This window comes from Veillonella sp. S13054-11 (assembly GCF_002959795.1).
GTDB lineage: Bacteria > Bacillota > Negativicutes > Veillonellales > Veillonellaceae > Veillonella > Veillonella parvula_E.
In genome coordinates, this window is the sequence record NZ_PPCY01000009.1 from 98831 (window position 1) to 123281 (window position 24451).

Genomic DNA, 24451 nt, shown 5'->3' on the forward strand with positions numbered 1-24451 from the left:
TGTCTATTTACATACTAAATATCGGTTATATCGAGCTATCATTTTTCAATGTATATTACCATAGCTCTCAAAGCTAATGCACCGCATGTTGTATCATATCATCTAAAATGCTAGCAAAGTCTCGTTCTACAGCCGAAGTGTCGTTACCAGTACTGCCAATACCTGTTAGCATGGTTTCTTTCCAATCATTTTTTGCCATAAATCGAAAGGCGATCAAATACTTAGCTTTTGTTTTGTCCGCTTCTCCTTTTGGTAGATAATAAAAGCCTACGCTTCTATCAGAACGAGGGTGCAATAACGCTGGGTTGTCTTGCGGTTTATACAGGCTATATATAGATTTCATAAAGGTTAGAATATCTCCACCCTTTACAGATTCGTCTACAAAGATAATCTCATCATATGTGAATAGAGATATCTTATTAGTACCTGCTACACGTGTCGCTTTAGACTTAGCTAGCTCCAAGGCTTCCTCGTGCGTCGCCATCCGCATGCCATACTGCTTAGCACGTTCCACTAACGAACCATTCAAATGAACTAAATACGCTTGTGAATACGCAAAATCCGCATCATTTTTTCGCTCGCCACCAGGGGCCGGCAATGTTGGCCACTTGACTACAGAATTTGTAGTAAAGGAAATACCATTACTTTCATCATAAAATACATACACATTTCGCTGGAATGGCTTCTCCTTCTCCACCACAGATGACTGAAGAACAAGATTCGGATGCACAACCGAAAACTCCTTCTCCACGCTAGACTTGATATCCTCTGGTGTCGCAGGATCACCATTCTCCGTCGTCCAAATAAAAGAACAACCACTCAACACTACACTACAAACACCAACGATACCTAACAACACATGCCTAAACAACCTCATACACAACCACACCTCTCCCCAATAATCCGTCACATATCAAATCTTATTATCAAATATATAAATACAATCATTTATAAATTTAGCTAATTGTTGATACTCTACTTCACGCCCCTTCCCCAACAGGGGCCTTGCCCCATGCGAAAGGAAAAGTGAATTTGTTGTTAATGTCAAAGTAATTAATTAACACAAAACATAGGTATGGATGGGACGTATTCACATATACAGTTATAAAAAAGGGGTTCCCTTATTGATAAGCGACTTAGGTCACTATGGAGCGAAAAGATAAGGGAACCCCTTTTTTAATAATCTCGCATGTTTGTATTCGGGCCCCATCCATACTATTTTTAGTTATGCTCCATTAACAACAATCACTTAACTAGCGCATCCAATGTATTCATTCTAAAGTTTTCCACTACATTCATAAATTTTTTATTGTGTATCGGATTTTCGCTCATTCCGAATAGATGGCTGTTGCAGTCACAGTCGCTACACCCAAAGTTCGGTACATTCCATTCCGCAATAGCTCGCACCGCATCAGCAAGAGCACATTCTACGTCAATTTTGGTTAAATCTACATCTGTGCTTTCACGAGCAGCCGGAGCATCGTCAGAGAGTTTACCTTTACCCCATTCCTGAGAAGAAGTTGTCATAGCCTGCGGCCTCCCACTAGTACGAATCGGCAAGCCCGCTATCATTGCACAGTGACCGCGGAAGTAATCTAGATGCCAATGCATTTTCTTACGTTTTCTTTTATGACGTTCAATGCGTTTTGTTAAATTTGTCTTCGCAGAGCCTACGTACATATAGTAACCAGGTTTGAAATGCATCATCCCTTTAGAACCGATTTCGAGATCTAAATCGTGATCGAGGTGCATGACCATCACATACACGCCACTATCATGAGCTTCTGTGTCGAGGATACTACTAGGATAGGAACATTCATGTGTCACCGTAGGCATGGTGAAAGTCTCATCCCACGCCACAGCCACGGCTTTCCAATCTAATGAAGGTGCCACCTCTTTAAAGGTTTTAGCAAATTCCAAATCCGTATGATAATCTGGCAAGAACCACTGCGCTTGGTCCCATTGTACGAGGAATAGAACACCTGTGTGGTAGCCTTCGTTTTGTAATTCTTTCAGATGCAATAAATGCTTGCGGCCTCGCTCTGTAATAGCATCAGGGAACATGGCTCCCGTCTTGGAGAACAAGGTACAAGACTTAACCTCTAGTAAAAACTCATCCCCCTTATCATTGGTGAGGAGCAAGTCAAAGCGAGATGATATGCCGTGTAGTTTAACCGTATATTCCCGTCTCACTACTCGCCACTCCTCCCAACCAGGGATACATTTATTTTCAATCAAATGTTGCGCCACATCGTTGCTGTAGTTTGTATCGAGCATGATAACAACGCCATTGCGCTCGATGCCTACCACACGATATTTCGTCTTCGCAGCCGGCTTGCCGTGAGGCACGATGTACATCGTTACCCCCGTAAACAAGAGCTCCCACATGCGACCAGGATTTGGCAAATGAGCGAGCACACTTTCACCATTCAAATCTAAAGTCACCACAAAACGATTCGGGCGACCTATATATGTTGCTTTTAAAATAGTATCGTAAAGGACTTTCATCGTTTCTCCTACATCAAGAACATTCTATATGTCTATTATACGATATGTAACCTTGGGTTTCATCTGTAAACAGTATCGTATATAATGATAGTTAGTAAACAATCAATAATTAATATTAAAAAAGTTCTATTTTTGTAGCTTGAGTTACATTATTGTTTGTTAAAATGGTTTATACTAAGAGCGTCGGGTCAGTATTCTAAATACCCATACTGATCATTACGCCGGGTTTTGATGAGGCATCGCCTAGTTGATCTCATCCCACTTGTCCGTATATATGTGCGAAGCTTTCACAAAACCCTAGGGCGTAAATAATTAATATATAAAGAGTTTTATAGATTAACTAAGTAGTTTTAGCCACTATTCTCCGCAGAGAGGGCTCGAGAAAGGATTTAATATGGCACAAATTGCAGCAAATTTACAACGCATAAAAAACGGTCAACGCCGTTATGCAATTACACCTCGCGTTCCTGCAGGTTTCATTCAACCAGATCAATTACAAAAATATATCGACGTAGCGAATGAGTTCGGCGCTGTTCTTAAATTAACTGGCAGCCAACGCATTATGATTACGAATTTGAAAGCAGAAGACGTAGATAAAGCATGGGAAATGCTTGGTATGGAGCCAGCATACACTGTGTCCAACCGCGTGCGCAGCGTAAAAATCTGCCCAGGTACTACCTTCTGTAAACGCGCTAAACAAGACAGCGTACATCTTGGCATGCAAATCGAACGCAAATATTTATCTCTTGAAATGCCAAGTAAAATGAAAATCGGCGTGTCCGGTTGTCCAAACTCTTGTACTGAAAGCCGCATGAAAGATGTGGGCGTTATCGGTACTGTAGACGGTTGGAATGTATACGCTGGCGGTAGCGGCGGTGCGCATCCACGCATCGGCGACCTCATCGCAGAAGTTAAAACAGAAAAAGAAGCTCTTGCATTAGTTGATCGAATCATCGCATACTATAAAGAAAACGCACAAATCGAACGCATGGGCGAATTCATCGACCGCATTGGTTTAGAGGCTTTCAAAGCAGCTGTATTGGGCGACCTTGAAGGTGCTCCAGCTGAAAGCAAGTCCGAAGAACCAGCTGTGTTCTTGCCTGGTCAAGGTAACGATCCTGAAGTAGAAGCACCACGCCTCGAAGCAGGTTCCCCTATCACTCCAGACACAATTATTCGCGACATCGTTGAAACCTATCCACATGTTGTACCTGTATTACAAGGTATTGGTATGGGTTGCCTAGGTTGCCCATCTGCAACAGCTGAGCCATTATGGCAAGCCGCAGAAATCCACGGTTTTAATGTATACGATTTAGTAGAGAAATTAGAAACAGCACGAAAAGGAGCTTAATATGTCCGCATTCTTAGGTCACATCCATTACTGGTTATATCGCAAAATTCAATTGCTCGTTGAGCGTGAAAATTTGATTTTAGAAAAAACTTCTAAAGTTGTTGATGATTTGGCGGAGGAACTACACTCCATCTCCGTAGATACATACGGCGAGCCAATTAATCCAAGCATTCCCTTGGAAAATATCATCGACCATGGCAATATTCACGGCTGGTTAGCTAACCAAATCAATATTGCTTCCGTTCGTGAAGCAGCTTTCATCAAAGATATGCTCGACACAAATTCCGGCGATGAAGCAGTACACGTAGTAACCGCTATTCTAGATGCCTTTGCAGTACAAGGCCAAGCATGTGGCGTTGTGGCTCAAGATAACCTTGAAGAACACACTGCACCAGCGATTTACAATGCGTTACAAAACTTCTACGTAAATGGCATGCCTTGCGATGGTGGTGACCAAGTGGTTTCTGAAAGCCCAGAAGAATTTACCTGGGTTGGCGACCACAGATTACAAGCAGGCTACTGGCGTACAGCGGGCGTTGACCCTAAGTTTATGGCATTAGCTTACCAAACATGGTTCGAGGCTTTTGTAAAAGCTATCGATCCAGCATTTGAACTTGTAACGACAGAAGAAAACGGTACACGTTTATATACAATTCGTAAAAAATAATATAAACTATCTACTCTCAGATATATGTACTGAAAAAGGAGCGTAACTTACGCTCCTTTTTTCATACCTATTTTTATATAAATTATACAATAGCTTAACTATTTTCGAAACTGTAGCCATAAGCACAGCATTGATAAACAATATCATTTATAATACAATTATAAGACAGATATACAACATAGTATGTATTACATTAAACTTTCAATATAAAAATTAGAACTAGGAGGTCCATTATGGCAGGCACAGTTAATCAAGAATTAGGTTTATTATTCCAAGGTCCTAACTATGTAATCGTAAAAAAAGGCGGCAAGGCTGGTGAAAAGGTGGAAAAACATAACCACCCTGAAGCTAATGTCATTTTTACAGTTGTAAAAGGTAAAGTACAAGTGTTCCTTAATGAAACGGAAGAGCATGTACTCGTACCAGGACAAGTATTGGAATTCAACGGCGACAACTACATCCAAGCTACACTCGTAGAAGACAGCGAATTCGTTGTAAACCTCATTCATAAACCAGAATAAAATACCAAAGGACAGTTGATACAAACAACTGTCCTTTTTATATGAACTATGTATTAAAGAGAAATCATATAGTTATTAAGTTTTATAGAACTGTTTAATAGTTCAGTTATATCCATAGTTATTAAATACTTATAGAGTAATACATAGTCTAAAAAACATTCTTTTAAAAGGAATTATAGATTGTAAATTCACTCACATCAAAGCGTTTTGTATGGCCCGGTGCAGGAACACAGTCTGGATGAGGGTAACCAATTGGGAAGATGGCTACAGGGATGATATTATCAGGCAAGTTATATGCCTTGCGTACTTTAGCAGGATCAAAGTGAGCAATCCACGTTGTACCTAAACCGATATCGGCCACGGTAAACATAATGTGGGATCCTACAATGCTAGCATCTACAACACCCATATCCGCATCATCGTATTCTCGCTTCCAGCTCACCGTATTATCGTAACAAACAATAATCGCTAACGGTGCATTAAAATGACCATTTGTGCAATCTTTTAGTTTCTTTAAGCTATCTTCTGTATTTAACACGAGCAGTCGTTGTGGCTGATAATTATGCGCCGTAGGTGCTAATCGAGCGACTGCTAGTAACATATCTACCTTCTCCTGCTCCACTGGTCGAGCATCGAACTTCCGAACCGAATACCGCTCTGTGGCTAATACTTTAAAATCTTTCATTAAATCTCACTCCTTTATCGGATTTATTAAAATGTATTTTAATAAATAACCCCCTAGCTGATACCTCAGTTAGGGGGTTTTGTGCTTATTATTTTTTAAGACGGCTAATTACTTCGTTAGTAATGTTTTCGATTTTGCTGTTAGCATCAGCAGCACGAATTGTGTATGGATCATCCAATACTACGTCCATTTGTTTTTCAACGCGGATAGCTTCAACAGTATTGTGAATTGCTTGCATCATAGGTTGAGCAATTTTATTGATTTCTTCGTTTTCTTTTTGAAGCAATGGAGCTACAGTTTTGTTGAATTCTGCTTCTGCTTGTGCAGAGTCTTTAATCTTTTCAATTTCTTGTACTTTTTTTTCAATTTGTGGACGGTATTGAGCGTCTACTTGTTGCATTTTCATATCTAATGCACCATAGCCAGGGTAGCTATTTACTACTTGGCTCATATTTACTAAGCCAATGTTAGCAGCACTTGCTACTGCAGCAGTAGCAGACATAGCACCAACGATAGCTAAGGTAGTCAATTTTTTAGATAATTTCATCTGAAATCCTCCTCGATTAAAAGTGTCACTATACAATCCAATAGTGTACTATTTTTACTATAACAAATCTTGCTAACTTTCACAAGACTATGATAAATAGCATAATAAAGGCCTATGAACTACTTATGAAAGTTATTAGAACTTAAAATAATACCCACAAGCATACTCTGAGACCCTTAAAGCAGTCGATACAGACATATTCAGAACACACATGTGGGCATTTCGGCTTTCACCAATTATTTATAATTTGTCATCAAATAATGGTTTATTATTCACCGAATTATTGTTCATCATTTAAATAGATGTATTTATCGGATTTCAATTTGGACACGAGATCAGGTACCAAACCGATAAGACGATCAAAGCTGCTGCTGTAAGGATTGCCCTTAATGTTGAACAATTCGATGCGGTCACCTTTAATGACAAGGATCGCACTTGGTTCCATCTTGGCACCACCGCCACCGCCGCCAGACTCTTGGCTTTTATTGGCTGTGCAGTGGTTTGTACCAGTACCGAAGCCAAAGGTTACATCAACAAATGGAACGAGTGTGGTATCACCGATTTGCACAGCTTCACCAACTACAGTTTCCACTTTAATCATATTTTTAAACTTCTCGAATAGGACTTCCAAATTCTCTTTTACATTACTGTTCTCCATCACAGTACCTCCGCTTTTTGTGAAAGTATTATTATTATAGCTATAATAATACAGCTCATATACTCAATTGACTTTATATATCCTTACGCTGTTTGACCCTGTTCGGCTTTTAGCTTTTCTAGCTGCTTTGCTTCCTTCCGTTTAACCCAGAAGACACGAGCACTTTCACCCAATAGGGAACGCATAGGTTTAGATACCAAGAATCTAGTACCATACCACGCCAATACGGCAAGAATCATACGACCTTTAATATGGCCGCTGCCTTCAGCTACCCAGTTCACATAATCTATCTCAATAGACTCTGCTTGCTCAGGCCAAATGCTATACAACATAGAGGCAATAAGCCCCATCCGATACGGATCACCAATACCAAATCGGCCCTCTATAGCCATATCACGTGGTTTAGAGTGATTATAGCATCGTTTCGACACAAGGAATATCTGACGCCACAACTCTGTATTTCTCAAGTGTTTCATGAACCAGAATGTAGGAATTTCAGACTTGAATGATGCTACCGGATCATTGGGATCAGGCTTTCCAAAACGTTGTTTCACAGTCGTTTTAATATCATTTACCTTTGTAAATACCTTTTCCTTGATAGATCCGTCACTATTGAAAGTAACATGACTTACTACTTCATCATCATCTTGAATATGAGCCGTTGGATCTTGTTGTATCGAATCATACCGCTCAGCACGAGCTTGTGCATCCATATCCTTAGAAGCCGCATCAGGTCGCTCAATGCGCTCCTTTGCCCTAGGTGCGCTCCCCGCCCCTGGTGATTCGTCATCATCAAAGATTGTATTGGAGCCTTGGGCGCTCTTCAAATCATCAAAGCTTGTGCCGCTAGAGCTTGCAGTCGGACCTTGTCCACCTCCTTGCATAGCCTTTGCAAAAGCTTCTGCTTGTGATATGTCGCCGTCATCATCCATTAACTTTTGATATTCTTCATCTACACGATTTTCAAGCCATTGTTCATAGTCTTTCACAGGACCGATCTTAAGTACACCTAAAACGTATAATTCCTTAAAAAATGGTTTATTTTGAATGTACGCTAAGTGGAGTGAAAATACGCGCCACAGCCATTTGATGCGCAGTTCGCCACGATATGGCGTCCGTCCATCAATTTCGATGCTATATGTGATTGGTGCCAGTAGGATAGTCAAGATGAGTGCTACAATAATGGCCACAATAACGAGGACCACAATAGCCACTGTACTCAACCACATCACCTCCTTAGGTGTTCCTATGATTAGTTTTCAATGCCTTTTCGAGCCATTACACCTTGTAGGTAGTAATGTTTAATCTCTTTCATCTCCGTTACGAGATCTGCCTCATCAATTAATTCTTGAGGAGCCCCACGGCCCGTAAATACGAGTTCCGTTTCTGGATGACGAGCATCGAGTAAAGCTTTAGTTTTATCCCATGTAATGAGTTCAAAGAAGAGAGCCATATTGTACTCATCAAGTACAACGAGGTCGTACTCACCACTGCTGATTGCAGCGAGTGCACGTTCATAGCCTTTTTCGATGAGAGCTACATAATCCTTCGGAGGATTACCAGACTCAAAGACAACGACTTCATCGCCCCATTTAGCAAGTTCATCCTTACTCTTCATCCCTTCTTTGATGATAAAGAATGGCTTGCCCACAGTTTCTAACGTTAAATTTGTTAAGGTAGGTAAAATAGTATGTTCACTATATACTTTAGATTTCATAAATTGTAAGAAGAGGACTTTCTTGCCAGCGCCGATGGCACGAATGGCTAGGCCGATTGCGGCAGTTGTTTTGCCCTTGCCTTCGCCGGTATAAACTTGTACATAGGCCTTCATAGATATACCTCCGTTCATATACTTTTATTTTACAATATATATATACAAAAGGAAAGAAAAAGAACTTGCTATAAGCGCATATGCACGCATAACAAGTTCTTTTTAGGTCTTATATAAGCTTTTATATTTCTAATTGCTAATTGGTAAGAAGATCATAGGGTCTACAGGCGTATTGTTAAGGCGTACCTCGTAGTGAACGTGGGCACCCGTACTTTTACCAGTACTACCCATCAAAGCTATGGTTTGACCTTGTTTCACGCTCATCCCTACCGTTACCAATACGGCACTATTATGGCCATAACGGGTAACAAAGCCATTGCCATGATCGATTTCAACGAGATTACCATAACCGCCGCTTGTATACCCCGCAAAGGTTACCACCCCTGCCGCAGTAGCCACGATTTGGGAACCATAGTCATCGGCAATATCAATACCTTCATGGAATGCACCAATAGCACCCGTAACAGGGTCAACACGGCTACCAAATGGAGATGTAATAACGCCCTTACTTGGCCAAATACTAGGTGTCGTACTATTCACAGCACCACCAGAACCAGCGGAGAAATTGATGGATTGTAATGCCATCAAATCTTGTGCGCCACCATCGCGAAGGATATTGCGCATTGTATAGAAACTAACAAGCAATTTTTGTGCTTCCTTATCCATTTTGGATAGTCGAGCCGATAATTGTGCCGCTGTTAACGTCTGTGCTTCACTATTATCAGCGGCTTCCTGCTTTGGGTCGCTACCATCCCCGCCACCTTGAGCTGGTGTGCCAGATTCAGCGCCCTTCAACATTTTCTTATTTTCTTCACTAATTTGATTTAAGTTTTGAATTTTCTTATCCAAAACCTCTGTTTTTTGTTGTAACAATTTCAACTGTTCCGATTGCAATTGCGTTTGTTGACGTAATTGCACAACCTCAGCTTGACGCACAATGCCCCAAATACCGAGTACCAATGCCAAGACCAATACTACAGAACCAATAATGGCAACGAGTTTCGCTTGCTTGGTAGTTAATGTCAATATGCAGTTGTCACCATTTCTTTCAACTTTGTTTGAAATGAATGCCGGTATTTTCAACATAAAACTTCCTTATTTCGAGACGATAGCGCTCGTCAACGCTTCCTCATTGGTACGCTCACCCAACGCTTCGTTCAAACTTTCTAATTCTTCTTGTGAAAGACTTACTAAACTTTTACCTTTCACAATAGGTTTACTAAAAATACGAGATTCGCTACGACCGTAAATACTGGAGATACAGATGCCATTATTGTTCCCATCTAGCAAGGTAAGCGCAAAGGACAGATCATTTCCGATATTTTCAAAGGCATTATACTTAATAAAGCCAATTTTTTGTATCGTATTACTCTGAATATTGCGGATTGCCACTTGCTCGGATAACAAGGACTCAAGGCCTTTCGCAGCATCGCGAATTTCACTGACCTCTACAGATAATTTACGCTCTAGGCTCGCACCATGCTCCCCTTGCATAAAAAAATCGTATTTCTTTTTCAAGCTACCTAAACGAATGTGTAAGATTACACAATATACGAATAACACTATAACAAGAACGATGGTAACCATGCCTATCCACGGTTGAATCGATTCGAACATGTATTTTCCTTCCTATACAATCATCAAAACTCCAACAGTTAATTATACCACTCCTATTGTGAAAGTTAAATGACTGCATGCAATTTAATTTAATATATCTAATATAGATAAACGATACCTATATAACAATGTATATAACAAGTATGTAATGTATATCTAAATGTATGTGTTACATACATATTACAATGCTATTTATTAGCCCTCTAGTTCGTCAACAAATGGGCTTATTGCTCGTTCTAGTATACCATGTAGAGCTGCTATGAGTACACCGTAATTTACAATGGGTGTACCTTGTACAACAGCGCATTCTATACGACGTAACACCTCACGGCGTGTTAGCATACAAGCACCACAGTGGATGATCAAATCATACTGTGATACATCCTTAGGGAATGCTCCCCCACTAGTGAATTCTAACTGTAAATCTGTATAGCCTTGCTTCTTTAAAAGATTAGGTATTTTTACAGTCCCAATATCATCGCATTGACGACGATGTGTACAACCTTCACTAATAAGTACCTTGGAACCAGCTTTCAAATTCTTAATAGCCTTAACACCAGCTACTAAATCCTGTAATTTTCCCTTGAACCGCGCCATCAAAATAGAAAAAGACGTCAACGGAATCGAATCAGGCGTTAACTCATCAACCCGATCAAATGCTTGGGAATCACAGATTACCATTTTAGGGGGATTCTTAAGCGAGTGAATCATAGCCGGTAATTCTTCTGTTTGGCAGACTAAAGCTAGGCCTTTATGATCGAGAATTTCTCGGATAGTCTGTACCTGTGGCAAGATGAGTCGCCCCTTTGGTGCGGCACTGTCGATAGGACATACAAGAATGATTGTATCCCCCTCTTCAACTAAACCTTGTAAAAGAGTTTGCTCCCCTTCTACATCAAGTGGTGTTAGCCCACCGAGTAGATCAAGCAACTCTAATCGTTTCGCATCAGATGTGAAGTCAGCAGAGCCAATGACAGTAACCAAATCAGATAAACCCGTATGATCTGCTATATAACGCTCTCCCAGTATATCTCTACCTACACTAGCTTTAGACTCCGTTAAATTGTTTGGCACCGCATTAATCTCATTAATGAAAAGTGCAACAGGTACATTATTTTGTTTCAAAAGACCTAACCAGTGCATATCGTCGGAGGTTGGCTCTTCATCGGTGCGAAGCACATAAACAGCCAAGTTAATCTTTTTCACGACCTCTTCGGTTTTCTCCATGCGCAATGCACCTAATTCAGTTGTATCATCTATACCAGCAGTATCAGTAATCACCACAGGGCCAAGTGGTAAGATTTCCATAGCTTTGCTTACAGGATCTGTTGTAGTCCCTGCCACATCGGATACTAACGATACAGGCTGATCAGTTAACATGTTGATCAATGTAGACTTACCGGCATTACAACGGCCAAAAAAGCCAATATGTATGCGGTTTGCCTTAGGTGTTTGTTCCATAACCTATCCTTGTTACTTAACCTTCACATATATTACAAAATATATTATAAAACGTCTTACATCTTATCTTATTATTTAATAAATCTCTTACATATAGTAAAAGCGCAGCCCGTAGACTACACTTTTACCGCAGATTGTTATTATTATTGCTTTTGCTTTTGCTTTTGCTTTTGCTTTTGCTTTTGCTTTTGCTTTTGCTAGCCAATTATACTCTAAACTCTATTGTTTCCACATCTTCTGTTTGATCTTGCCCATCCATATATGCAATAAGTCTTTCTAATTCAGCTTCAGAGGAGAAAGCAATTTCAATTTTTCCTTGTACCTTTTTGCCTGCACGGAATTTAATATTCACAGGAGACCCTAAGCTTAGTTTTAAACGGTCCATTAGAGCACGAACCTCTGCCGTATTTTGAGGTTTACCAGCCTTTGCTTTAGACGATTTATTTTGCATAGACTTAACAAGGGCCTCTGCTTGTCTAGCGCTTAGCTCGCCCTCTTTAATACGTTCAGCTGCTTCCATTTGTTGAGCTGCACTTCTTAACGCTAATAACGGACGAGCTTGACCAACGGTTAAATCACCTTCGATAAGATCTTTTTGTACAGAATCACATAATTTTAAAAGGCGAACCATATTAGCAATATACGAACGGCTACGGCCAAGACGAGCGGAAATCATTTCTTGCGTTTGCTTATAGGTATCCATCAATCCTTGATAAGCCAATGCTTCTTCAATGGGATCTAATCCTTCACGTTGTAGGTTCTCTACAAGAGCAACCTCTGTCATTTCTTCGGTATTATATTTTTTAACAATAACTGGTACTGTTTTCAATCCAGCAATCATAGCAGCACGATAACGGCGCTCACCAGCTACAATTTGATATTTATTCTTTTGTTTACGAACTACAATCGGTTGGAAAATACCAAGATTCTTGATTGATTCAGCCAATGTAGCTAGACTATCTTCATCAAAACTTTTACGCGGTTGATCTACATTTGGAACTAACTCAGAAATTGGCAGTTCATGTATCTCCTTTTCAGGCAATACAGACTCTACAGAGTCAACCTTCATTAAATTCTCAAGGCCCTTCCCCAATCCAGACGCTTTGCTTTTTTTGCTTTTAATTTCTCTTGGCATACAACTAACCTCTCTCGGCCTTACAAATATTTACAAATTTAAAATATGTAAATCACGCAAACCACCAAAAACTAATATTCTTAGCATTAGATACATACATATAACAGATACTTATTACCTTTAGGTACTTACTTCGCTTTTGTGTTTATTGAGCTTTAGTACTTATTTATCTTTAGTGCTTATTTAGTTTTAGATGCTTTAATTACCTCTTTAGCTAATTTCGTATATACATCAGCACCTTTGGATTTTGGATCATATACAATGATTGGCTCCCCATAACTAGGCGCCTCACTTAAACGTACATTACGAGGAATAATTGTTTTATATACTTTATTGCCAAAGAATTTTTTTACTTCATCGGCTACTTGAATAGATAAATTTGTGCGGCCATCAAACATAGTCAATAGCACGCCTTCAATTTCAAGATCCTTATTGGATGTTTGTTGTACAATTGTTATCGTTTTAACTAATTGACTAACCCCTTCCAATGCGTAAAATTCACTTTGAATCGGAATCAATACACTATCAGCAGCAGTGAAGGCATTTAATGTTAATAACCCGAGAGATGGTGGACAGTCAATGACGATAAAATCATATGTATCTCGTACTGACGCTAATGCTTTTTTCAACATTGTTTCACGTGAAACAACGGAAACTAGTTCTACTTCAGCACCAGCTAGTTGAATTGTTGCAGGCGCCACAAATAGGTTTTCAAGCATTGTAGGTTGTACAATATCAGCAATTGGTTCTCCATCAATTAGAACATCATGCACACAGAGTTCTAAATCATCCTTTTCAATACCTAACCCAGAACTAGCATTACCTTGTGGATCCAAATCAACCAGTAACACTTTCTTACCTGCATCAGCTAAACAAGCGCTCAAATTTACTGATGTTGTAGTTTTACCAACGCCACCTTTTTGATTAGTAATAGCTATAACTTTGCCCACTTAATTCACCTCACATCTTCGTTCAAAATATTTCTTTTCCATTATAACATAAAACAATGCTAATTACGGTATTTATAAATCAAATTCTCATTAATTTTTTATCTACTACATTATTTTATTTATCTACTACATTTTTTCCTACTTACATTTATATTACGCACATAAACTTATAGGTAAATAACTTCATTAATATAATTACAACACTTATTTTTTATTGTTTCACGTGAAACATAGCAATTTATTCCTTTACTATATAGTACAACACAAAATAAGAAAAATTACATCAAATGTTCTATAAGTTTTACGATTAGATGTTTCACGTGAAACATTTAAGGATTAAAATCTAACGCAAAAATTAAGTTATAAAATTAATAAAAAATTTTACAGTAAAAAATTATCATATTAATATAAATCTATACCAATAGACAAATATACACAAAATTATTTTATATCATCTTTTTTATTTATAGAACAACACCATTAGCGAAAGGTATAAAGTAATCAACTTTTGATCGGTAACATTATATATAACAGTAATATACGGAATGTAATGAACTAATATTAATATACTTATATACTCATAACAAATTATTAGATTATATTTAATAAATTGTTTCACGTGAAACATTATGGTTAACATTAAACATATAAAACCTTCATCACCAATAACTTTTATGAACAAAAATCATTTTGATATAACTTTAAACTATACCTATATACTACTAAATTATATGAGAATACAGGCCCCATATACTTTGACAGGTATTATTCATATCTATATACTATTAGTTAGATAGTAATTAGATTGATAATCTTAAGAGTCTAGAAAAATCACTTTATAAGATTTATATATACAATTAATAACAGTAAGCACACGCTCTACGGACACGCAGAGCTTTTTATTTTGAAGAGGAGGCGTTTCTATGCCCATCTATAACGGAATGCTTCCTGCCATCGACAAAGCAGAAGTAAAACGATACGCAGGACTTCGTCACGCTGAGGATTTCCCACAAAACTATGTTGACGAAGCATGTAAGGAAATCCAATTATTGGCTACACCTAGGGGTGTATATCAAGAATATGATTACGATGCAGAAACAAAAACAATTTTAAGCAATCCACCGCTTAAAATTGAAGGGTCTATCATCGAAAAGCATCTAGAAAAATCTACTAAAGTATACGTATTAGGCGTAACAGTTGGAGAAGATGTAGAAATTCGTAGTGAACAGTTATTTAAACAAGGTAACTATACGGTAGGCTTATTACTTGATGCAGCAGCCACAACTGCTGTAGAACAGGTAGCTGATCAGGTAAACGAAGTAATCAATACAATTGCTAAAAAACAAGGCTATAAGCCAACTTGGCGTTTTAGCCCTGGTTATGGCAACTGGCCACTAGAAATCCAACCACAATTAGCTAAAATCATCAAAACAGAGATGATTGGCTTACAAGTAACAGAGAACTATTTATTATTCCCACGTAAGTCTGTAACGGCTATCATCGGTTTAATGCCAGCAAACGAAGATATTAAAACTAAACGAGGCTGTACATCTTGTTCACAACAAAACTGTGCATCTCGAAAATTACCAGAGAAAGCAACAGTCAACACCCAAGATGGGGGAGAAGAGGAAGGTAGTAAAACTACTGCCGACATTTCTGGTATTGCCATGAAGGGGCAACCAATACAATAGTGTTTCACGTGAAACATTGTAATTTAGGATGTTAAAGGAAGATGTTTATGTATATATTTGACGGTGCTATGGGCACAATGCTTCAAGCGGCAGGCTTAGAAGAAGGCTATTGTCCAGAGCTATTTAATATTGAAAGACCAGAAGTAGTAAAGGATATTCATGCTCAATACTTACAACATGGCAGTGATGTAATCACTACCAATACATTCGGTGCTTGTGGTCTTAAATTAGAAGATTATGATTTACAGGATCGCGTAAGAGAAATTAATATTGCAGCTGTAAAGGTGGCAAAAGAGGCTATTGCAGAGACTAAGCCATCTGCTCGTGTAGCAGGTTCTATGGGTCCTACAGGCCGTTTTTTACAACCATTAGGCAATATGAGCTTTGACTCTATCTATGATACATATCGTGAACAAGCCGAAGCATTAATCGAAGGTGGCGTTGATTTTATTATTATCGAAACTATCATCGATGTACAGGAAATGCGTGCCGCTTTATTAGCTTCTTTAGATGCTCGTGAAGCAGCAGGAAAGACAAAGGATGATGTACAAATCATTTGTCAATTTTCTTTTAGTGAAGACGGTCGTACTATTACAGGTACACCACCAGCAGTAGCAACTACTATCGTAGAAGCTATAGGGGCTGATATCATTGGTATCAACTGTTCCCTTGGGCCTGAACAAATTACACCACTTATCGAAGAGATTGCAAGCGTTACAAATTTACCAATTAGCTGTCAACCAAATGCCGGTATGCCTCAATTAATAAATAAACAAACTGTATTCCCACTTTCAGCTGAAGAGATGGGGCCTTTGATGCTTCCAATTGTTGATGCTGGTGCAAGCTATGTTGGCGGCTGCTGTGGTACAACACCAGCTCATATTCAATCTATTTCCAATGCTGTGAAAGCTCATACGCCAAAAGAACGCGCCCACATTGCACCTAAAACAATTATTACAAGCCGTACTAAACTTTTAGAGTTAGGCCATCATACAAAACCACTCATCATTGGCGAACGTATTAATCCAACTGGCCGTAAAGTCCTTGCTCAAGAATTGCGCGATGGTTCTTTCATTCGTGTAAAACGGGATGCCTTAGACCAAGTAGAGGCAGGTGCAGATATCCTCGATGTAAACATGGGTGTAGCCGGCATGGATCAAACCCCATTAATGGAACGTGCCATTTTCGAGTTATCCATGCTCGTAGAAACACCATTATCCATTGATACATTAGACCCAGCAGCTATGGAAATAGCTCTTAAAAACTATCCAGGCCGTGCCCTCATTAACTCCGTAAATGGGGAGGAGGAGTCTATTACTCACGTAATGCCTTTGGCTAAACGGTATGGTGCAGCATTGCTTTGCTTGCCAATCTGTAGTGGTGACTTACCTGAAAAAGCAGAGGACCGCGTTGCTTTAGCTGAAAGCATCGTAAATCGCGCTTACGGTTATGGTCTTCACCCACATGACTTATTACTCGATCCATTGGTATTAACACTTGCCAGCGGTGAAGATAGTGCACGCCAAACATTGCGTACGCTACAGTTATATAAAGAGAAATTTGGCTTCCCAACAGTAATGGGCTTGTCCAATATCTCCTTCGGCATGCCTCAACGTCCTTATTTGAACGGCCAATTCTTAACAATGGCTCTCGCATGTGGCTTAACAACACCGATTATGAATCCACTCAATTATCCAGCAAAAAAAGCATTTGTATCTAGTACTACCTTACTAGGCTGGGACCCAGGTTCTGCTGAATTTATTAAAGAATACGGCTATGAAGACGAAACGACTGCTCCTGGTAACAATGCTCCTAAAGGGCCAGATAAAAAATCCTTCGATAGTAATGATCCTTTAGCCAATATTCGCGCATGTGTAGAACAAGGCGAAAAAGAAGCTATCATTGATCTTGTAAAAAAAGCCTTAGCAGATGGTATCGATCCATTAGATCTTACGAAAAAAGGCTTATCTGAAGCGATGAACGTAGTGGGGGATAAGTTTGGTTCTGGTAAGTTATTCTTACCACAAGTAATGCTTGCTGCTGAAACAATGCAGGCTGCTTTCAACACCATTAAAGAAATTATTCCTGCTAGTGAAAGCTTAGATAAAGGCACCGTTGTCGTAGCTACAGTTAAAGGCGACATTCATGATTTAGGTAAAAATATCGTAGCAGCATTGCTCGAAAACAATGGTTACAAAATCGTCGACCTTGGTAAGGACGTTGACCCAGAAGTTATCGTACAAGCTATTAAAGATAACAAAGCTGCCCTCGTTGGCATCTGTTCCTTGATGACGACTACCATGCCACAAATCGACAATACTATCGCTGCTATCCGTGCAGCAGGCCTTAAAACTAAGGTCATGGTTGGTGGCGCCGTAGTATCTCAAGACTACGCAGACCAAGCAGGCGCGGATATCTACGCTAAGGACGGCATCGCTGCTGTTAACCATGCTAACGATTTCTTTGAAACACTAGAAAAATAATGTATAGTAACGAGGTACATGATGACATTAAGAGAAAAACATCAACAAGGGCAGTTCACCATTACTGTTGAATTGGATCCTCCTAAAAGCAGTTCTGCAGAAAAGACCTTCGAACAAGCAGCCCGTTTGAAAGGGAAGGTGGATGCTATCAACATCGCTGATAGCCCTATGTCCAAAATGCGTATGAGCCCAATTTCTCTTTCTTATTTATTACAACATAACAAAGAAATTGAAACTATTTTCCACCTTACATGCCGCGACCGTAATATTATCGGATTGCAATCTGAATTACTCGGTGCAGCAGCTTTGGGCGTGCATAATATTTTAACACTCACTGGTGATAAACCAGATAATGGGGACCATCCATTTGCACAATCCGTATTTGAAGTCGACTGTATGGGACTACTCAACATCGCTAAGACATTAAATGCAGGCAAAGACCTTGCAGGTAATGACCTAGACGCACCTACAAACTTCTACATCGGTGCCACTGGTAATCCTGGTGCTCCAGATTTAGAGATTGAACGCCAAAAATTAGCTGCTAAAATTCAAAATGGCGCTCACTTTGTACAAACACAACCAATTTACGATTTAGAACAGGCAAAACGCTACATTGACAAGATGTCTGAATTCGATGTACCTATCATGCTCGGTTTGATTCCACTTAAAAGCTTTAAAATGGCTACATACCTCCATGAAAAAGTGCCTGGAATTAACCTTACTCAAGAAATCTTGGACCGCATGGAAAAAGGTGGTAAAGAGGCGGGTACAGAAATTGCAATCGAAACACTTGAACAAATCAAGAAAATAGCAGCAGGCGTACATATTATGCCTTTAAATGATATCGATACAACATTATATATTATTGACCACGTATAAAGTCATTCTAAGATTAACATATAACACCTTTCCCACGACCTCCATAGTGAACTAAGTCGTTCTTAGGGAAAGGTGTTATATGTATCTTTATCTCCGCCTCATATAGTGAACAAAATATATAATTTTGTTGTAAACGATATCATTTAATAGATATAGGGTAGGGGAGGGAATCCAAACTAATTCGTTACTAAGAAAAAAAAAGAGGATGCTGATCTAAGATTTGCATCCTCTTTTTCTTTATGTAGCAATATAGCATAGAGTTTATTTATATTAGTTTCTACGCCTAAATCATTAGCTGCTATACTAACGGTTTGTCTTTGATTTCTTTTGGTTTTCGTGGATATTGTTTCGGTGTTTTACCTGTTTTCTTGATGTACAGAATGGCACGTTTATCGTCTAAGGTTGGCAAAGTAACGGTTCTTACTTCTTCGATAGTAGCTTTTAGTGTGCTAAGGGCTTTATTAGATTCTTTCACTTCTTCTTTGTAGATAGCGCCTTTTAAAGCAACGACGTAGCCACCTTCTTTTACATATGGCACAGTCCATTCTAAAAGAATCGGCAAGCGTGCCACGGCACGGCTCGTAGCAATATCGAAGCTTTCACGATAATCTTGGCGACTCAAATCCTCCGCACGTCCATGTAAGGTAGTACAGTTCGTCAGTTTTAGTTTATCTATAATCGATTCCAAAAAGGTAAGCCGCTTTTTCAAAGAATCAAATAGGGTAACCTTGAGGCTACGGTCATAGATAGCCAATGGAATACCAGGGAAACCTGCACCAGTACCAACATCGATAATCAACATGCCAGATTTGATGATTTCAGGATCATAACAGGAGAGAGAGTCAATCATGTGCTTAACCACGACCTCTTTCATATCCGTAATACCCGTTAGATTGAGATATTTATTTGTTTCAATCATATGCGCATAATACATGTAAAAGTCTTTGGCTTGCTCTTCCGTACAAGGCAAGCCAAAATGGCTCATTTGCTCCATCATGTACGAAACAAATTCAGACTGAGGTGCTATAGGCACATCGTATTTTTCTTTCATAAGTACTCCTAATGAATTGTCTAATATGTATAGGACAATAAGATCTGTAGGAAATATCTTTTAAAATCTGTAAGAAATATCTTCTAAAAAGTTCATATAAAATGCATGTTTTTACATGTTATTTACTTCTGTTGTATTGTTCGAGTTGAATCAACAGAACAGATACGTCCGCAGGTGATACGCCAGAGATACGGCTTGCTTGGCCGATGGAGTGAGGACGAATTTTGTTGAGCTTTTGTTGAGCTTCAAGGGAAATGCCCTTGATTTGTGTATAGTCCCATTCTTTTGGAAGAATTTTTTCTTCTAGTTTACGAACCTTATCGACTTGCTCCATTTGCTTCTTAATGTACCCTTCGTAAGTAATAGAAATGTCGACAGCTTCCTCTACATCAGGTGTATAGCGTTTCAAACCAAATGCATCGGCTACGATGGCGTAAGAGAGTTCATTACGTTTTACTAAATCATAAGCATGAATACCTGTTTTAATAGGTGCTGTACCTAGACTTTCAAGCAAAGCTTGTGTTTCCTTGGATGGATTGACAGGTGTATTTCGTAACATGTCCATTGCTTCCTCGATAGCAGCTTTTTTAGCTGTAAATTTAGCCCAACGATCATCTTTTACAAGACTGATTTCACGGCCTTTTTCCGTAAGACGCATGTCTGCATTATCTTGACGAAGCAATAAGCGATATTCACTGCGGCTTGTCATCATGCGGTACGGTTCATTTGTACCTTTTGTTACAAGATCATCGATGAGAACACCGATGTACGCTTCAGAGCGAGCAAGGATGAACGGTTCTTTACCTTCAAGCCACAATGCTGCGTTAATACCAGCCATAAGACCTTGTGCAGCCGCTTCTTCATAGCCAGATGTACCATTGGCTTGACCCGCAGAGTAGAGACCTTCAATATGTTTCACTTGAAGGGCTGGTGTTAATTGTGTTGGATTCAAGCAATCGTATTCAATAGCATAGGCAGGGCGCATAATTTCAACATTCTCAAGGCCTGGGATGGTACGCAAGAACGCATATTGTACATCCATTGGAAGAGATGTACTCATACCTTGTACATACATTTCATTTGTACCCGTACCTTCTGGTTCTACGAATAATTGATGGCGTTCTTTATCAGCAAAGCGCACTACTTTATCTTCGATGGAAGGGCAGTAACGAGGGCCTACGCCTTCGATTTTGCCACTATACATAGGAGCGCGGTGAATATTGCTATGAATGATTTCGTGCGTTTCCTTGTTAGTATACGTCAACCAGCATACATCTTCATTACGGTTAATCCATTCATCCATAAAAGAAAATGCGTGATGATGTGCATCGCCTTCTTGAACTACCATATTATCGAGGTTTAAAGTACGTTTATCTACACGTGCTGGTGTACCCGTCTTAAAGCGCATCAATTCAACACCATTATCGAGCAAGGATTGAGAGAAATGTTCCGCTACGCGTTGGCCATTTGGACCGCCCACATAATCGATATCGCCGATGAGGATTTTACCTTTCAAATAGGTACCCGTACAAAGAATTATCGCCTTAGCGCCATAAAATTCACCAAGCTCTGTAACGATGCCTGTTACCTTGCCATCCTCAACCTTAAGCTCAGTCACCATGATTTGCTTAACATTGAGATTATCTGTATTCTCCAATGTTTGTTTCATCAAATGTTGATATTTAATCTTGTCGGATTGACAGCGCAAAGAATGAACGGCAGGTCCCTTACCCATATTGAGCATACGCATTTGGATAGCCGTAGCATCCGCATTAATACCCATTTGACCGCCTAATGCGTCAACTTCGTAAACAAGATGGCTTTTACCAGGACCACCCACGGCAGGGTTGCACGGCATAAGCGCAATATTATCTAAACTGATGGTCGCCATCAACGTGCGATGACCCATGCGAGCAGTGGCGAGAGCTGCCTCACAACCAGCATGACCGCCGCCGATGACGATGACATCATAATTATCTACTGTGTACATATCAATTAAATTCCTTATATTTGTTACTTATCTTATTGTGAAAGTTTAAATCATTTACCAAGGCAAAAACGACTAAACAATTCATCTATCATGGATTCTCGGATGGTGTCGCCTGTGATGTCGCCTAGTAGTTCCCAAGCGCTACGCAGGTCGGTAGCTACAAAGTCTACAGGCATGCCCATGTCGATGGAGGAGAGGGCTTGTTCTACTTGTGCCTTTGCTTGTTCCATAAGGCTAATGTGGCGCACGTTACTAATCATGGCGCTGTTATCTTGTTTTACGCGACCGCCATAGACGAGTTCTTGTACCCATTTAGAAAGAACTGCAGAGCCTTCCCCTTCTTTAGCACTAATGCGTTCGATGGCCGTAAAGGTGCCGTGTTCTTTAATATTTTCATCTGTAACGACTTGTGCCACGTCGGACTTATTGAGGAGTACGATGGTATTTAAACCGCTCACAGAGGTCAAAATTTCGATTTCTTCAGGGTTTAACGGAGTAGATCCGTCAATAACGCAGAGCACGATGTCTGCTTTATTGATATAATCACGAGCACGCTCCACACCAAGGGCTTCTACCGTATCTTGTGTGTCCCGAATACCTGCTGTATCGATGAGGCGCAAGGAAATACCTTCTACAGTCATATATTCTTCAATACTATCCCGCGTCGTCCCTGGAATATCCGTTACGATAGCGCGGTTTTCGCGCAAAAGAGCGTTCATAAGGCTCGATTTACCTGCATTTGGACGACCTACAATAACCGTCGTAATACCGTCCCGAATGAGGCGACCTGTATTCGCTGTGGACAAGAGATCATCCATGGCTTGCAAAATAGGCTGTAATTGATCACGAACCTCTTGGCTCGTTACGTCCTCGATATCCTCCTCAGGATAGTCGATGGTTACCTCTAAATGAGCAATCATAGCGATGAGCTGTTCTCGCACATCTTTCACAAAGGACGAAACGGTCCCGTCTAGCTGAGATACAGCAAGGGAGAGGGAGTCCTCTGTTTTTGCTTCAATAATATCAATAATCGCCTCCGCTTGGGTGAGGTCGATACGTCCGTTCATAAAGGCGCGTTTCGTAAATTCACCGGCCTCAGCCATGCGCACATCGTGATTGACGAGGAGTTTCAGAATTTGTCGAACCGGTACAATGCCACCGTGACACTGAATTTCTACCACATCTTCCGCCGTGTAGGAATGAGGCCCTTTCATTAATAGTACAAGAACCTCATCGATGGTCTTGTTCGTCATCGGATCCACAATGGTCCCATATTGAATCGTTCTATTTTGGCGGTCCATCAAAGGAACGGTGCCAGTGCTCTTGAACAGGCTATTTACAATAGGAAAACTATCCTTGCCGCTGACCCGAATAATACCAACCCCACCGATGCCGGGCGGTGTCGCAATGGCCGCTATTGTATCATCTATATACATACATATCTCCGTATTTCGATTATCTAGTATTTGTTTTTGTATATGTTCTTCGCCTGTGAAAGTTAAACTAAACTAATCTTTGCATGCGAAGATTAACTTAGGTTAGCTTTCACCATAACCTAAAGAATAAAGGGAACAGCCCTCAAGCAACCGAGGATATCAGTTACTTGAAAACTGCACCACTATATTTTATTTTTTGTACGAAATCACAACGTGACGGAACGGCTCGTCCCCCTCACTGTTGGTAACAACGTTTTTGTCGCCTTGAAGGGCAGTGTGAATGATTTTACGTTCAAAAGCATTCATCGGTTCTAAGGAAACCTTTTGACGGTTGCGTTTCACCTTAGAAGCCAAACGTTTCGCGAGATTTACCAATGTTTCTTCTCGGCGAGAACGATAGTTTTCCACATCTACCACGATATGGCAGTGGCCAGATACATCCTTGTGAGCCACGAGATTTGTTAAGTATTGAATAGCATCCAATGTTTGACCATGTTTGCCGATCAAAATACCTAAATCTTCACCGTGTACTTGGAATGTAATCTTGTCTTTGGTCATCATCTTTTCGATAACCACAGTGAGGCCCATTTGTGTAAACATATCATCGAGGAATTGTTTACCTTTTTCAGCAATTTCTTGTTGATCTTCTTTTGAAAGTTCTTTTTTAGAAGGTTTTTCCGTTACAGTACTTTCAGAAGTTTCAATTGCTGTATCTTGTACTTCTGTTTCGCTTGTTGCCACTGGTTCGGAAGCAATAGCTACAGATTGTTCTTCTGCATTAGCTACTTCTTTTGCAGTAGCAGATTGAGCCAAAGCAGTGAAGAATAAGCGAACAACTGCTGGTTTACGACCAATGCCTAAAAATCCACTAGAAGGTTGTTCTAAGACTTTAGTTTCTACCAATTCTTGGCCTTCAGCGGCTAATTGAGCTACACCTTTAGCAATGGCATCTTCAATGGTTTTAGCAGATACATCGATAAATTCCATAAT

At 39.8% G+C, this 24451-nt stretch carries 22 protein-coding genes; 6 read left to right on the forward strand and 16 right to left on the reverse strand.

Annotated elements, in window-relative coordinates:
* Nucleotides 1-73: 73 nt before the first annotated feature.
* Together VPHSUH08_RS09125 and sfsA are read right to left on the reverse strand one after the other, a co-directional pair.
* Complete coding sequence (locus VPHSUH08_RS09125; protein ID WP_105087293.1) at nt 74-877, reverse strand: hypothetical protein; 804 nt, start codon at nt 875-877, stop codon at nt 74-76.
* A gap of 368 nt (nt 878-1245) precedes the next feature.
* Nucleotides 1246-2508, reverse strand: a complete 1263-nt coding sequence (sfsA, locus tag VPHSUH08_RS09130; protein ID WP_105087294.1) for a DNA/RNA nuclease SfsA — start codon at nt 2506-2508, stop codon at nt 1246-1248.
* Nucleotides 2509-2902: 394 nt separating this feature from the next.
* On the opposite strand from sfsA, the gene VPHSUH08_RS09135 reads away from it, so the two are divergent.
* The 3 genes from VPHSUH08_RS09135 to VPHSUH08_RS09145 all read left to right on the forward strand — a co-directional run bounded on the left by VPHSUH08_RS09135 (nt 2903) and on the right by VPHSUH08_RS09145 (nt 5047).
* Complete coding sequence (locus VPHSUH08_RS09135; RefSeq protein ID WP_004694418.1) at nt 2903-3859, forward strand: DUF1858 domain-containing protein; 957 nt, start codon at nt 2903-2905, stop codon at nt 3857-3859.
* Nucleotide 3860: 1 nt separating this feature from the next.
* On the forward strand, nt 3861-4526 hold the full coding sequence (locus VPHSUH08_RS09140) for a hypothetical protein (RefSeq protein ID WP_105087295.1): 666 nt from the start codon (nt 3861-3863) through the stop codon (nt 4524-4526).
* Nucleotides 4527-4759: 233 nt separating this feature from the next.
* Nucleotides 4760-5047, forward strand: a complete 288-nt coding sequence (locus VPHSUH08_RS09145; protein WP_004694414.1) for a cupin domain-containing protein — start codon at nt 4760-4762, stop codon at nt 5045-5047.
* A 163-nt stretch (nt 5048-5210) separates the two neighbouring features.
* On the opposite strand, the gene VPHSUH08_RS09150 is transcribed toward VPHSUH08_RS09145, so the two are convergent.
* The 10 genes from VPHSUH08_RS09150 to VPHSUH08_RS09195 form a co-directional block, all read right to left on the reverse strand.
* Nucleotides 5211-5732 carry a nitroreductase family protein gene (locus tag VPHSUH08_RS09150; protein WP_105087296.1) on the reverse strand — a complete coding sequence of 174 codons (522 nt, stop codon included), beginning with the start codon at nt 5730-5732 and terminating at the stop codon, nt 5211-5213.
* An 88-nt stretch (nt 5733-5820) separates the two neighbouring features.
* The gene (locus VPHSUH08_RS09155) at nt 5821-6279 is read right to left on the reverse strand and encodes an OmpH family outer membrane protein (protein ID WP_004698051.1); all 459 of its coding nucleotides are present in this window, start codon (nt 6277-6279) and stop codon (nt 5821-5823) included.
* A 280-nt stretch (nt 6280-6559) separates the two neighbouring features.
* On the reverse strand, nt 6560-6937 hold the full coding sequence (locus VPHSUH08_RS09160; protein WP_004698027.1) for a GerW family sporulation protein: 378 nt from the start codon (nt 6935-6937) through the stop codon (nt 6560-6562).
* An 83-nt stretch (nt 6938-7020) separates the two neighbouring features.
* Nucleotides 7021-8160 (reverse strand): hypothetical protein, encoded by a 1140-nt coding sequence (locus VPHSUH08_RS09165; RefSeq protein ID WP_105087348.1) that lies wholly within the window; start codon nt 8158-8160, stop codon nt 7021-7023.
* A 29-nt stretch (nt 8161-8189) separates the two neighbouring features.
* Nucleotides 8190-8768, reverse strand: coding sequence for a cob(I)yrinic acid a,c-diamide adenosyltransferase (locus VPHSUH08_RS09170; protein ID WP_004694402.1), 579 nt, complete (start codon nt 8766-8768; stop codon nt 8190-8192).
* Between the two features lie 129 nt (nt 8769-8897).
* The gene (locus VPHSUH08_RS09175; RefSeq protein WP_105087297.1) at nt 8898-9854 is read right to left on the reverse strand and encodes a M23 family metallopeptidase; all 957 of its coding nucleotides are present in this window, start codon (nt 9852-9854) and stop codon (nt 8898-8900) included.
* Nucleotides 9855-9863: 9 nt separating this feature from the next.
* Nucleotides 9864-10385 (reverse strand): DUF4446 family protein, encoded by a 522-nt coding sequence (locus VPHSUH08_RS09180; RefSeq protein WP_004694397.1) that lies wholly within the window; start codon nt 10383-10385, stop codon nt 9864-9866.
* Between the two features lie 195 nt (nt 10386-10580).
* A complete protein-coding gene (gene hydF / locus VPHSUH08_RS09185) occupies nt 10581-11846 on the reverse strand; it encodes a [FeFe] hydrogenase H-cluster maturation GTPase HydF (protein ID WP_105087298.1) in 1266 nt (421 codons plus the stop codon).
* Between the two features lie 205 nt (nt 11847-12051).
* Nucleotides 12052-12981 carry a ParB/RepB/Spo0J family partition protein gene (locus tag VPHSUH08_RS09190; RefSeq protein WP_105087299.1) on the reverse strand — a complete coding sequence of 310 codons (930 nt, stop codon included), beginning with the start codon at nt 12979-12981 and terminating at the stop codon, nt 12052-12054.
* 179 nt (nt 12982-13160) lie between these two features.
* Entirely contained in the window at nt 13161-13931 is a 771-nt protein-coding gene (locus VPHSUH08_RS09195; protein ID WP_004698040.1) for a ParA family protein, read from the reverse strand.
* Nucleotides 13932-14854: 923 nt separating this feature from the next.
* Here VPHSUH08_RS09195 and VPHSUH08_RS09200 point away from each other — a divergent pair.
* From VPHSUH08_RS09200 to VPHSUH08_RS09210, 3 genes are read left to right on the forward strand one after another with little or no spacing between them, the layout of a single operon-like run.
* Entirely contained in the window at nt 14855-15622 is a 768-nt protein-coding gene (locus VPHSUH08_RS09200; protein WP_004698043.1) for a hypothetical protein, read from the forward strand.
* A gap of 47 nt (nt 15623-15669) precedes the next feature.
* Complete coding sequence (locus tag VPHSUH08_RS09205; RefSeq protein ID WP_105087300.1) at nt 15670-18105, forward strand: homocysteine S-methyltransferase family protein; 2436 nt, start codon at nt 15670-15672, stop codon at nt 18103-18105.
* A gap of 21 nt (nt 18106-18126) precedes the next feature.
* Complete coding sequence (locus tag VPHSUH08_RS09210; protein ID WP_105087301.1) at nt 18127-18984, forward strand: methylenetetrahydrofolate reductase; 858 nt, start codon at nt 18127-18129, stop codon at nt 18982-18984.
* 298 nt (nt 18985-19282) lie between these two features.
* Here VPHSUH08_RS09210 and rsmG read toward each other — a convergent pair whose 3' ends face one another.
* From rsmG to jag, 4 genes are all read right to left on the reverse strand, one after another.
* A complete protein-coding gene (gene rsmG, locus VPHSUH08_RS09215; protein WP_105087302.1) occupies nt 19283-20035 on the reverse strand; it encodes a 16S rRNA (guanine(527)-N(7))-methyltransferase RsmG in 753 nt (250 codons plus the stop codon).
* A gap of 118 nt (nt 20036-20153) precedes the next feature.
* Nucleotides 20154-22025 carry a tRNA uridine-5-carboxymethylaminomethyl(34) synthesis enzyme MnmG gene (gene mnmG, locus VPHSUH08_RS09220; protein ID WP_105087303.1) on the reverse strand — a complete coding sequence of 624 codons (1872 nt, stop codon included), beginning with the start codon at nt 22023-22025 and terminating at the stop codon, nt 20154-20156.
* Nucleotides 22026-22075: 50 nt separating this feature from the next.
* Nucleotides 22076-23461 carry a tRNA uridine-5-carboxymethylaminomethyl(34) synthesis GTPase MnmE gene (mnmE, locus tag VPHSUH08_RS09225; RefSeq protein WP_105087304.1) on the reverse strand — a complete coding sequence of 462 codons (1386 nt, stop codon included), beginning with the start codon at nt 23459-23461 and terminating at the stop codon, nt 22076-22078.
* 189 nt (nt 23462-23650) lie between these two features.
* Nucleotides 23651-24448, reverse strand: coding sequence for an RNA-binding cell elongation regulator Jag/EloR (gene jag / locus VPHSUH08_RS09230; RefSeq protein WP_008714545.1), 798 nt, complete (start codon nt 24446-24448; stop codon nt 23651-23653).
* Nucleotides 24449-24451: the final 3 nt, after the last annotated feature.

Bases quoted from the DNA above. Each gene is read 5' to 3' on its own strand.
- VPHSUH08_RS09125 (WP_105087293.1), bottom strand. From the start codon at position 877: ATGAGGTTGTTTAGGCATGTGTTGTTAGGTATCGTTGGTGTTTGTAGT.
- VPHSUH08_RS09175 (WP_105087297.1), bottom strand. From the start codon at position 9,854: ATGTTGAAAATACCGGCATTCATTTCAAACAAAGTTGAAAGAAATGGT.
- sfsA (WP_105087294.1), bottom strand. From the start codon at position 2,508: ATGAAAGTCCTTTACGATACTATTTTAAAAGCAACATATATAGGTCGC.
- VPHSUH08_RS09150 (WP_105087296.1), bottom strand. From the start codon at position 5,732: ATGAAAGATTTTAAAGTATTAGCCACAGAGCGGTATTCGGTTCGGAAG.
- mnmE (WP_105087304.1), bottom strand. From the start codon at position 23,461: ATGTATATAGATGATACAATAGCGGCCATTGCGACACCGCCCGGCATC.
- VPHSUH08_RS09180 (WP_004694397.1), bottom strand. From the start codon at position 10,385: ATGTTCGAATCGATTCAACCGTGGATAGGCATGGTTACCATCGTTCTT.
- jag (WP_008714545.1), bottom strand. From the start codon at position 24,448: ATGGAATTTATCGATGTATCTGCTAAAACCATTGAAGATGCCATTGCT.
- VPHSUH08_RS09135 (WP_004694418.1), top strand. From the start codon at position 2,903: ATGGCACAAATTGCAGCAAATTTACAACGCATAAAAAACGGTCAACGC.
- hydF (WP_105087298.1), bottom strand. From the start codon at position 11,846: ATGGAACAAACACCTAAGGCAAACCGCATACATATTGGCTTTTTTGGC.
- mnmG (WP_105087303.1), bottom strand. From the start codon at position 22,025: ATGTACACAGTAGATAATTATGATGTCATCGTCATCGGCGGCGGTCAT.
- VPHSUH08_RS09160 (WP_004698027.1), bottom strand. From the start codon at position 6,937: ATGGAGAACAGTAATGTAAAAGAGAATTTGGAAGTCCTATTCGAGAAG.
- rsmG (WP_105087302.1), bottom strand. From the start codon at position 20,035: ATGAAAGAAAAATACGATGTGCCTATAGCACCTCAGTCTGAATTTGTT.
- VPHSUH08_RS09210 (WP_105087301.1), top strand. From the start codon at position 18,127: ATGACATTAAGAGAAAAACATCAACAAGGGCAGTTCACCATTACTGTT.
- VPHSUH08_RS09155 (WP_004698051.1), bottom strand. From the start codon at position 6,279: ATGAAATTATCTAAAAAATTGACTACCTTAGCTATCGTTGGTGCTATG.
- VPHSUH08_RS09200 (WP_004698043.1), top strand. From the start codon at position 14,855: ATGCCCATCTATAACGGAATGCTTCCTGCCATCGACAAAGCAGAAGTA.
- VPHSUH08_RS09190 (WP_105087299.1), bottom strand. From the start codon at position 12,981: ATGCCAAGAGAAATTAAAAGCAAAAAAAGCAAAGCGTCTGGATTGGGG.
- VPHSUH08_RS09170 (WP_004694402.1), bottom strand. From the start codon at position 8,768: ATGAAGGCCTATGTACAAGTTTATACCGGCGAAGGCAAGGGCAAAACA.
- VPHSUH08_RS09140 (WP_105087295.1), top strand. From the start codon at position 3,861: ATGTCCGCATTCTTAGGTCACATCCATTACTGGTTATATCGCAAAATT.
- VPHSUH08_RS09205 (WP_105087300.1), top strand. From the start codon at position 15,670: ATGTATATATTTGACGGTGCTATGGGCACAATGCTTCAAGCGGCAGGC.
- VPHSUH08_RS09145 (WP_004694414.1), top strand. From the start codon at position 4,760: ATGGCAGGCACAGTTAATCAAGAATTAGGTTTATTATTCCAAGGTCCT.